Origin of the sequence: Microcystis sp. M169S2, assembly GCF_020245865.1 — a bacterium.
GTDB lineage: Bacteria > Cyanobacteriota > Cyanobacteriia > Cyanobacteriales > Microcystaceae > Microcystis > Microcystis ichthyoblabe_A.
In genome coordinates, this window is record NZ_JADBUB010000094.1 from 1 (window position 1) to 10,047 (window position 10,047).

Sequence of the window (10,047 nt, forward strand, 5' to 3'; positions counted from 1 at the left end):
AAAATTGTCTCATCAATTTTTTGATAATTGACCACTGTTACATTTGGTAAATCGAGGAGTTGATCAAAATTTATCCACATAACCCACCTCCTGTTCTGTGTTACTATTATACCATGCTCACACAGAACCTAGAAGAGCCTGAGCCTTTACATCGTGCTGCTGTCAAACTATTGATGGCACGGCAAGATAAGACTTATTCCTTATGTGATGCAGTTAGCTTTTTATTGATGCGTCAGTTCAATATTAATGAAGCATTAACCACCGATCGCCATTTTGAGCAAGAAGGTTTTCACCGTTTACTTGTATTCTAAAAAGGGCAGAGCTGCGTCAGGGGTTGGTATTTCTCCAACTGGTACTCTTGCCATTTCCCCGACCCCCGTTCGGTGAGGGATTGGGCGTTTCCCAACTGTGCGGCTGCTTCCCGCCAGAATTGTTCAAAGTTCTGCCGCAGTTCTCCGGTGGCAATCATTGATTTTAACGCGATAATTTAGTCAACAATTCCAAGAGTTTTTTACTATTAGGAGTCAAGAGAGTTCGACGATAGGCATCGGCGGCCTTTTTAATCGCTTCCGCTTGGGTGGGATAGGGATGAATAACAGTAGAGAGTTTACTCAATCCGATTTTAGCAACCATAGCGGTGGTAATTTCGGAAATCATCTCACCGGCGTGAGCGGCGACGATAGTGGCTCCTAAAATTTGGTCGGAACCTTGTTTGTGAATAATTTTTAAAAAACCGTCCGTTTCGTCATCAGCGATAGCTCGATCGACTATACTCAAAGGAATTTTAATAGTATTAGTGGTCAATCCCCGGGTCAATGCTTGGGTTTCATCCATGCCGACACGAGCGATTTCTGGGTCGGTATAAGTGACCCAAGGCATAACTAAATTACTGAGCTTATCGCGTCCGAAACCGAAGGGAGAAAAGAGAGTATTTTTAATCACAATACGGGCGGCTGCATCGGCAGCATGGGTAAATTTCCAATCCATACAGATATCACCAGCCGCATAAATTTTCGGGTTAGTAGTTTGCAGATAATCATTAACTTTGACTCCCCGACGAGTATCGTATTCCACGGCCACCGCTTCTAAATTTAATCCTGACAGATTAGGCTCCCGGCCGGCAGCGACTAAAATCTCATCAACGGTGATAGTTGCTCCTTGGCCGTTGCTAGTATATTCAATGGTTTTACCCTGCTCATTTTTTCTCACCCGTTCAATTTGGCAAGAGAGAATTAATTGCATTCCTTCCCGCAGCAAAGTATTCTCAATAATTTCGGCTGCTTCTGGGTCTTCTTTATTCAACAGATGGGAATGATTATGAAATAAAATCACCTGCGTGCCTAACCGTTGAAAAGCTTGGGCTAATTCACAACCAATCGGCCCGCCACCGATAACAGCTAATCGGGGGGGTAATTCTGTTAGGGAAAAAATTGTTTCATTGGTATAAAATCCCGCTTCTTTTAGTCCGGGGATATCGAGATGAAGGGCCCTAGTACCAGTGGCAATGACGGCTTTTTTATAAGCGAGGGTTTTTCCCGCGACTTCCACGGTATTTTGTCCTAAAAAACGAGCGCTACCCAAGAAGACATCGATACCTAGTTTTTGGAAACGTTGCACCGAATCATGATGGCTAATATCGGCGCGAATTTGCCGCATTCTGGTCATTACTCTGGCAAAATCTACTCTAGTATCTCCAATATCAATTCCTAATTTTTTGGCTTTCTCAATTTCCCCGATAATTCTAGAGGAACGAATCAGACATTTAGAAGGAATACAACCAAAATTGAGGCAATCTCCCCCCATTAAGTGTTTTTCCACTAAAGCCACTTTTAAACCTATATCTAAACCCGCCGCCCCCGCCGCTACGACTAAACCCGCAGTACCCGCACCAATGACAACTAAATCATAACAATCTTGGGGTTGGGGATTGAGCCAATCGGCAGGATGAACATAATTAACTAATTTTTGATTATGTTCGTCCATGGGGAGAATACTAACTTCACTGGAGCTATTTTGAAACATAGTGAACTACCTCGACTCCCTAGGCGCAGTTACCGCCTTTATTCTGTAGTTTATAGTCAATAAATTTCCCTCTTGACCAAGTTGGTAGAGTAAGTTTCTTGGTTCTATGTTAGTTGTTGTTGTATTAATCCGACAAAACCTGATGAGCCTTTCTCTGTCAACTCTTAAGGAGTCGTGCGTTTTATTTTTCAATTGGGGATTTAAGAGCCAATTTTAAAGGCTTCTAGAAATAAACTATAGGTGATACCAATTTTTAGTAAATTGAAAGATTCTCGCAGAATCGGTGCTGGTTTAGCCTGGGAACTTTTTCGATAAACAATCCGGCTAGTCGCCTCCGTAAACAGCAGTAATAAACCGGCAGCGGTGACATCCCATTGAGCAGTTTGGCCAGCAGTAGTGACAATTGCTTGCCCAGAAAAAACTCCAAATAAAACACAAATTATCTGGAGGGAAATCCGCCGCCAAGGATTACCAAAAAAGCTATTAAATCGACTGCTGGTGACATTAGCCAGCGTACTTAAACGGGTGCGTTGCATGGTCATATTTATTTAGAAGTAATACGATTAAGAAGCCACAAAGAGGTAACAATACCGGTAAAGTGAGCGAGAATTGTATTAGTATTAGCCTGCACAATTAACAGGTCAACGGAATTAACAAATTGACTGGGGTTAGAGGCAACATTAAAAGTACCTTGGGGAACATTGAGGGATTTAATTAAGACGATTCCTGCCAAGGCTTGCGCTCCCAAAATGGTTAAAAACATCCCGATAATATTAGCGATTAAACCCTGACGGATTAACTGAATAGTATCGGATTTTTTCGGGCGACTATCTTGATCTCCCCCCAACATTTGACGGGCAATTTTCATGTAACGAGAGGAAAAGAAAATGGCGACTACCAAGAAACAAGCCCCACCAATGGCACATAAAACACCGATTTCAATACCAGAAGTGCGTTGTCTCGTCCCTAATAAACTAGCGGTAGCAATGAGCAATAAAACCCCTGAAATTACGCCTAGGACAATCTGCGTCCAAAAACCGATTCTTCCCTGACGTAAAAGGATATTAGCAGCCCGTTGGACGGCGGGAGGCAAGGAATAAAGATCAGAATCTCTAGGGGTGGATATATTGGTAATTTCTGATTGTTTGTCTCTCATCGGGGTTAAGCTAGGGATTGGGTAAATCTGGTCTTGATCTATTTTCGTCTTTTTTTTTGCCCATGGCTAGAGATTTAATCAAGCTCTGGCATAATTAATTTTTCAGGGTTCAAATACGGCAAAAATAATGATTAAATTGCCTAAAATATGTAAATAGACCATTTAATTGATTGTTATTCATTCTTAATTCTCCTGACTACTGGTTACTGACTCCTCACCCTAACAACAATTTTTGATTTTTACAAGAGGTCTAATTTTGGCACTGACTGGCTATCTGTTTAGCTTCTACCTGTAAACGCTGGGCCATGCGAAACATTTCTTGACCGGTGTGGAGAGAGCGATCGTCGTAGTTAAGGGTAAAGGTTTCTAATTCTTCTAGTCCGTCAGTGAGATGATTGAGACAGTAGTACAGAGAAGCGGCCACTTTGGCCATTTTGGCAGGGTTGGGCCGTTGGGAAAAGAGGGTTTTGGCTCGATCGAGATTTTGGCGACAGGTTTCTAGATAGTCTTGAAAAACAGCCATCAACTGATCATCGAAGGGATCGGCGGATAGGTGATTGATCTGACCTTTGAGAGGCCGGATAATTTGACCGATCAGGCGATTAATCGGGCTATAGGTCTGGTTATACCACTGTTTCACCAGGGCTTCGTCTTCTTGGACTGCTTCTTTATAACGATGGTAATTTGCCTGGGCGGTGGCGGTGCGTTGGGCGCGTTTTTCGGGAGAATTGGCGATTAGTTGGTTATCGTAGTCCTTTCTTAGTCTCGGATCGCTTAGGATCTCGTAGGCGGCGTTAATAGCGACGATTTTATCGTGACTGGCACTATCGTTTTGACTATCGGGATGGAATTGTCTGGCTAAACGCCGATAGGCCTGTTTAATCTCCTCAGGGGTCGATTTATGGCTGATTTCTAAGGTTTGGTAGTGGTTGCCGGTCATGAGCGCAAGCGATCGATCTGTCTTTTGTTATTATCGACCATGGTTAACGCGGCGGAGAAGGGGAATTGTCGAGAGTGGGAAAGTGGGGTGTGGGGTGTGGGGTGTGGGGTGTGGGAAGAATACATAAAAATAATCTCCTGTTTCCTGAATACTGACTTCTGACTCCCGACTTCTGACTTCTAACCCAATGTTCGCCAAAGATAAGCAAAAGTTATATATTGACCACAAAAACTTGAGAATATTTAAATTAACATTCCGCAATATTTATAAATTCTTAAGAATTAATTGAGAAAGATTTTTATTTAACAACGATTTTACAATGGTTACAGCGATTTGATAGAATTTCATAGTGGGTTATTCTGTGCTTTTTTGGGTGGCAAGGGTTGAAACCCTTGCCACACCTACAAGGTAATCCTAATTAAGACGGGTAAATTAGTCAATTTCACCCACAACGATGATCTTTTTTTTGTGTAGTTTTATTACAAAGAAAAAGTTTTTTTGACAAAAAGCACAAAGTATGAATTATGAATTGGGGAGAAGGGAGGGGGAGAGGGGGAGAAGGGAGAATAAATAAAAATAATCTTCAGAATTCTGAATTGAGAATACTGACAAAATTGGCAATAATTAGACAAAAGGATTGATTTCAGGGATATCCTCGATCGAGGGTAAGTCTATTTGGCCCGATCGCTCTTGTGTAAGATAATAGGGACAATGAAGCTGACAATCGGGACGATGGGGAAAATCGACTAAATCATTTTGGTATGCTGATAGATAGCGATCGAGATCCTTCAATAAACGGCGTAAATCCCGCCCTGTCTGTTGGTGTAGTTTCTGGTTATAGTTAAAAGTAATTTGTTCGGGGCTGCGGGGTAACTGCACAAACCAATAGGTCATCGATAAACTATCAGGAGGATAAGCAGAAGTTTCTGCCAACACATACAGATAAAGTCTCGTCTGCCAATTTTTGGCTAGTTTGTCGGCATCGATAGGTTTTAAGTAGGTTTTCCAGTCAAAAATTACCGCTCGATCGCTCTCTAGTAAAATTAAATCATAGATAACCGTTAATAAATAATTACCCACAGTTAAACTGCGACAATGTTCTGCTTCTCGATTAGCTTCTCCCGGATTTTGGGCAATTGCCGGGGCGGCCTTTAATAGGGCTGTTAAACAATGTTCTAACTGTTCATTTTCGCGTAATAGGGACGTGATCGGCAGCCCTAATTCTCGCTGCTGTAATAATAGGTGAAACTGACTGCCCCATTCTTGCCTCTCCAATTGCCCGGGGTCAGCCGGTGTGTTAAGTTGCTCTAGATAGACTTTTTGAAATCTCGGTGGACAGGTTTCCAATAGGTTTAAATGGCCCTGGGCAAGACGATAGATATTAGACATGATAACTAGATAGGTATTAAAAACTTTCAGATGCCCCCCTTATTAAGGGGGGATTAAGGGGGGATCGGCACCCCCATTATCAAAGGGGGCAGGGGGGATCGAACCTAAAATCCATTTTTAATTTAATTATAACCAGCTACTTAGAGTTATCGTTGATAAAACAGGAGTTAGTCTATGGTTTTTGGCTGACAGATGCTAGGAAGGTTGAATAGCCAGAGTATTTAGTAACATTTGATAGACAATACCAAAAGAAATTGATTAGAACAATCTATGCTTAAGAAAAAGGATCATGACGGCCTTTCCCATAAAGATGAAGTGTAACCTAATTTGGTGTTAACGACCGAGGACTGACCCGCCAAAACAAAAACTTCCTATCTCATCATTAAGATCAGCTGCCCGCCTATTTAAATTGCTTGTTGAGATGAGGCACTGTGGCACTCTTGCAACAGTAAAGGGATTGGGAGAGATTGACCTAATCTAAGGATCGGGGGTTAAAATACGTCTTAGCTTAATGACAGACAATAGCTTGTTAGAGCTATAATCAGGGTTTTATGCCTATAAAAGTCCCTGTTTACTTAATAAAGAAAATTTGACAAACTTATATAATAATGCTTGGTAGTGAAGCTTCCCAATAATTGATCCCCCATGACTTGGTTATATAAAACCCCCGGTATTCCCGATGAACTGTTTGAACGTTTGCCCGGGATTCCCCTGAGTAAACGCGAGGTGAGATTATTGATGATTTCCGCTTTGCGGTTAGGTGATGGGGGGGTTTTCTGGGATATAGGGGCAGGAACCGGCACTATTCCCGTTGAAATTGGCTTATTATGCCCCAATAGTCCGATTATTGCTATTGAAAGGGATGAAGAAGTGGCCAGTTTAATCCGCCGTAATTGCGATCGCTTCGGGGTAAAAAATGTTACAGTTTTTGAAGGCAGCGCGCCCGATTGTCTGCCCAATATATCCCTCGCCCCCGATCGCGTCTGTATCGAGGGCGGCAAACCGATTAAATCGGTCCTGCAAGAAGTGTGGCAATACCTGAAACCCAATGGCCGCATCGTGGCTACGGCCAATAATTTAGAAACCCTCTATCAATTTTCCGAAGGCTTTTCTAATTTACAGGCGCGTAATATCGAGATTGTCCAAGCGGCAGTAAATCGCCTAGAAACTAGGGGTATTCACCAAGTTTTTGCCGCCGTTGATCCCATGTTTATCCTGAGCGGCGATAAACTTTAATCGGGGATAACCTTCCATAAAGTTTTCTTAATCTATATAATTATGACAATGCCGCCTAATTTCTCTGGATTAACCATGCCTTGGCCACGCATTGTCAGCGCTATTTTTGCTATTGCCTTCGCACTGGGAATTATTATCGTTGGGGGTTGGTATTTCACCCTCGGCATCGGTGTTATCGTCTTTTTGGGACAATTAGAGTATTTTCGCTTAGTTCGCGCTAAAGGCATTGAACCGGCCGCTAAAACCACTCTCGTAGTTTCCCAATTATTACTGCTGACGGCAACTATGGCAGCCCCCCTCACCGATGCCATGTTTCCCCTGGCCGGAGCGTTAATTTGTTTTTATCTGCTCTTTCAGCCTAAAATGGCGACAATTGCCGATATTTCCACCTCAATTCTCGGTCTGTTTTACGGTGGTTACTTACCTAGTTATTGGATTCGTTTACGGGTCGGTTTTTCTCCCGAAAGTGGTCCCGTGGCCATGGCCAGTAACTTACCCCTGATGGGATATTGGCCGGAATCGTGGATGGAACCGAAATTATTCCCGGCCGCTTTGACGGTGACTTTTCTAGCTTTCGGTTGCATTTGGGCCGCCGATATCGGAGCCTATATCATGGGAAAATGGTTAGGGAAAACCAGTTTATCGCTGATTAGTCCCAAAAAAACCGTGGAAGGTTCCTTTTTTGGCATTTTAGGCAGTATAGCGGTGGCCGATTTGGGTGCTTGGTATTTAGATTGGCCCTATTGGCAGCTGACGGGCTTATTTTTGGGCTTATTAATTGGTATTGTCAGTTTATTGGGCGATTTGACCGAATCGATGATGAAACGCGATGCTGGGGTCAAGGATTCCGGCCAGTTAATCCCCGGTCACGGTGGTATACTCGATCGCACCGATAGTTATGTCTTCACCGCTCCCCTAGTATATTATTTCGTCACTTTACTGCTGCCCTTGTTGCGTTAGTAATTTGCATCTTCTCCAAGTGCTAGATTAAAGATTAAACTCAAATTTGCGATTATGTCAGCAGTCGTCCATCCCCGGGGTAAAGTTTATCTTCTCGGTGCGGGAATCGGTCAGAGTAGTTTTCTCACCCTGCAAGCGCGAGCAATTTTAGCCACGGCCGAGGTTTTGCTGTACGATGCCCTAGTGGATAGTCAAATCTTCTCCCTAGTGCCGAAAACCTGTGTTTTAGTCGATGTCGGCAAACGGGGAGGACAACCCGGGGCCGAGCAGAATCAGATTAATCGGATACTGGTTAATTATTGTCAAGAGGGAAAACGAGTTATTCGGCTTAAAAGTGGTGATCCGGGAGTTTTTGGGCGAGTATATCCTGAAATGTTGGCTTTAAAGCAGGCTGGCTGTGATTTTGAACTGATAACCGGTATTTCCTCCGCTTTAGCCGCTCCTTTATTGGCCGGAATTCCCCTGACCGAAAAGGATATTAGTCGCTGTTTTGCGGTCTTGAGCGCTCACGATCCCGAGTCTCTCGATTGGTCAGCCTTAGCTAAAATTGATACACTTGTGCTATTGATGGCTGGTCAGTCTTTAGGGCAAATTATCGAGAAATTATGCGAAAATGGGCGGAATATTCACGACTCGATCGCTATTATCCGTCAGGCGGGACGCAAGGATCAACAAATTTGGCGCGGCACTTTAGAAAATATTCTCGCTCAAACCGCCGGGGTGTCCCTCTCACCCTCTATTATGGTCATTGGTCAAGTTGTGGATCTGGCGATTATGTCCTCTCCCCCACCCCTAGGCGGTAAAACTATTGTTATTACCCGTGCCGCCGAGCAAACGAGTCAATTTAGCGAAATTTTGCAAAATCAAGGCGCAGAAGTCCTAGAAATGCCCGCTTTAGAGATTCGTCCCCCCGACCGTTGGCAAGGTTTAGACGATGCCATCGCTCAGTTACAAGAGTTTGATTGGCTGATTTTAACTTCTGCCAATGCTGTTAATTTTTTCTTTGATCGCTTGACATTTTGGGGAAAAGATGCTAGGGCTTTAGCGACTGTAAAAATCGCCGTGGTGGGCAAAAAAACCAGCCAAGTTTTGCACTCACGAGGATTAAAAGCGGATTTTATCCCGGGGGATTTTGTCGCTGATGCCTTGGTAAACGAGTTTCCCGACCCGATTAAGGGGCAAAAATTCCTCTTTCCTCGCGTGGAAACGGGAGGCAGAGACATATTAGTTAAGGAATTAACGGCCAAAGCTGGTCAGGTGACGGAAGTGGCCGCATATTATTCCGGATGTCCGGCACGCATGGATAGTGGCATCTGGGAAGCGTTTCGAGATGGGAAAGTCGATATAGTCACCTTTGCTAGTTCCAAAACCGTCCAGAATTTTTATCGGTTATTGCGACAAGAAACAGCAGAATTATCGGTTAATTCCCTCTTAGAAAAAGTTTGTCTGGCTTCTATCGGTCCGCAAACTTCAAAAACCTGTCAAGAGTTATTTGGTCGTGTTGATATCGAGGCGCGAGAATATACCCTAGAAGGGTTGACTAGCGCTTTAATCGAGTGGAGTAAGACCTGACATCCTCGCCGCCGTATTTGCGGCAGCCCGGATTGGGAGGATCAAAGCCCCTTATCAAGAGGGGCAGGGGGGATCGAACCTAAAGTCCATTTTTCATTTAATTATAACCAGCTACTTATTTGCTTAATTTAAGTTATGAACCTCAATCTTGATCTGGAAGATGAATTAAGTCAGCAACTACAGGCTTTATCTCGCTCTACAGGCAAATCCCAGAATGCTTTGATTCGAGAAGCAATACAGCTTTTAATTACCACAAAAGAACAGTCTCAATGGTCGTCAACTATCCTTAATTTTCAAGGTATAAGTGATGGTATTATTTTTGAAGCTTATAGAGAGGAACTTTCCCCACCTAGAGAAGATGAGGTGATTTAGTGCTGGTTTTACTCGATACTTGTACGATTAGTGATTTTGTCAAAGGTGATAGCAACACTCTAGGGCAGATCAAAAATCATACTAAATCTGGTTATTAAAAACTGATTATTTATTCCCCCTTTTGTCTTTTGCATGAGTAGAAAACGGGTTTCTCCGAGAAACCCGTTTTCTGTGCATTACTCAACGGATTTAAAAATTAGGTAAAACCCCACACCCTGCCCCCACAAGAAACTTTTTGCCGCATCCCCTAAATATTGGCTTTCTCTCTTGGCTCTTCTGGTTTTCGTGTGTTAATTTTTGTTATGAATTAAAGCAAGCAAACAGCTTAAGTCGAAGATGTTGAAAATTGGTAAATCCATAACTCATTCTTTTAATAAGCTTTATTTTGGTATTCATTCCC

The 10,047-nt window shown here is 43.1% G+C and carries 12 protein-coding genes and 1 pseudogene; 5 read left to right on the forward strand and 8 right to left on the reverse strand.

Annotated features, from left to right (window positions below; translation table 11 throughout):
* Positions 1–116: 116 nt before the first annotated feature.
* Positions 117–311: pseudogene (locus IM485_RS09750) on the forward strand (type II toxin-antitoxin system VapC family toxin); the annotation flags it as partial.
* Here IM485_RS09750 and IM485_RS09755 read toward each other — a convergent pair.
* The 7 genes from IM485_RS09755 to IM485_RS09785 form a co-directional block, all read right to left on the reverse strand.
* Positions 308–469: a hypothetical protein gene (locus IM485_RS09755; RefSeq protein WP_192576007.1), complete on the reverse strand. Its 162-nt coding sequence runs from the start codon at positions 467–469 to the stop codon at positions 308–310. The pseudogene IM485_RS09750 and the gene IM485_RS09755 overlap by 4 nt on opposite strands.
* A gap of 5 nt (positions 470–474) precedes the next feature.
* Positions 475–2,022 carry a mercuric reductase gene (locus IM485_RS09760; RefSeq protein ID WP_287742721.1) on the reverse strand — a complete coding sequence of 516 codons (1,548 nt, stop codon included), beginning with the start codon at positions 2,020–2,022 and terminating at the stop codon, positions 475–477.
* A gap of 200 nt (positions 2,023–2,222) precedes the next feature.
* A complete protein-coding gene (locus IM485_RS09765; RefSeq protein WP_002753579.1) occupies positions 2,223–2,564 on the reverse strand; it encodes a DUF565 domain-containing protein in 342 nt (113 codons plus the stop codon).
* 2 nt (positions 2,565–2,566) lie between these two features.
* On the reverse strand, positions 2,567–3,178 hold the full coding sequence (locus tag IM485_RS09770; protein ID WP_002733490.1) for a DUF3611 family protein: 612 nt from the start codon (positions 3,176–3,178) through the stop codon (positions 2,567–2,569).
* A 250-nt stretch (positions 3,179–3,428) separates the two neighbouring features.
* Positions 3,429–4,118 carry a J domain-containing protein gene (locus IM485_RS09775; RefSeq protein ID WP_002794166.1) on the reverse strand — a complete coding sequence of 230 codons (690 nt, stop codon included), beginning with the start codon at positions 4,116–4,118 and terminating at the stop codon, positions 3,429–3,431.
* Entirely contained in the window at positions 4,115–4,243 is a 129-nt protein-coding gene (locus IM485_RS09780; RefSeq protein ID WP_272948746.1) for a hypothetical protein, read from the reverse strand. The genes IM485_RS09775 and IM485_RS09780 overlap by 4 nt, the downstream gene beginning before the upstream one ends.
* Positions 4,244–4,742: 499 nt before the next feature.
* A complete protein-coding gene (locus tag IM485_RS09785) occupies positions 4,743–5,507 on the reverse strand; it encodes a PD-(D/E)XK nuclease family protein (RefSeq protein WP_104397442.1) in 765 nt (254 codons plus the stop codon).
* 645 nt (positions 5,508–6,152) lie between these two features.
* Between IM485_RS09785 and cbiT the strand changes: the two genes are divergently transcribed.
* The 4 genes from cbiT (at position 6,153) to IM485_RS09805 (ending at position 9,647) form a co-directional block, all read left to right on the forward strand.
* Positions 6,153–6,743 (forward strand): precorrin-6Y C5,15-methyltransferase subunit CbiT, encoded by a 591-nt coding sequence (cbiT, locus tag IM485_RS09790; RefSeq protein ID WP_002732225.1) that lies wholly within the window; start codon positions 6,153–6,155, stop codon positions 6,741–6,743.
* Positions 6,744–6,785: 42 nt separating this feature from the next.
* The gene (locus IM485_RS09795) at positions 6,786–7,703 is read left to right on the forward strand and encodes a phosphatidate cytidylyltransferase (protein WP_016514637.1); all 918 of its coding nucleotides are present in this window, start codon (positions 6,786–6,788) and stop codon (positions 7,701–7,703) included.
* Positions 7,704–7,757: 54 nt separating this feature from the next.
* Complete coding sequence (gene cobA / locus IM485_RS09800; RefSeq protein WP_287742728.1) at positions 7,758–9,275, forward strand: uroporphyrinogen-III C-methyltransferase; 1,518 nt, start codon at positions 7,758–7,760, stop codon at positions 9,273–9,275.
* 135 nt (positions 9,276–9,410) lie between these two features.
* On the forward strand, positions 9,411–9,647 hold the full coding sequence (locus tag IM485_RS09805; protein ID WP_287742731.1) for a ribbon-helix-helix protein, CopG family: 237 nt from the start codon (positions 9,411–9,413) through the stop codon (positions 9,645–9,647).
* Positions 9,648–9,947: 300 nt separating this feature from the next.
* Here the strand turns inward: IM485_RS09805 and IM485_RS09810 are convergent.
* A partial coding sequence (locus IM485_RS09810; RefSeq protein WP_287742733.1) for a transposase occupies positions 9,948–10,047 on the reverse strand: 100 nt, incomplete at its 5' end.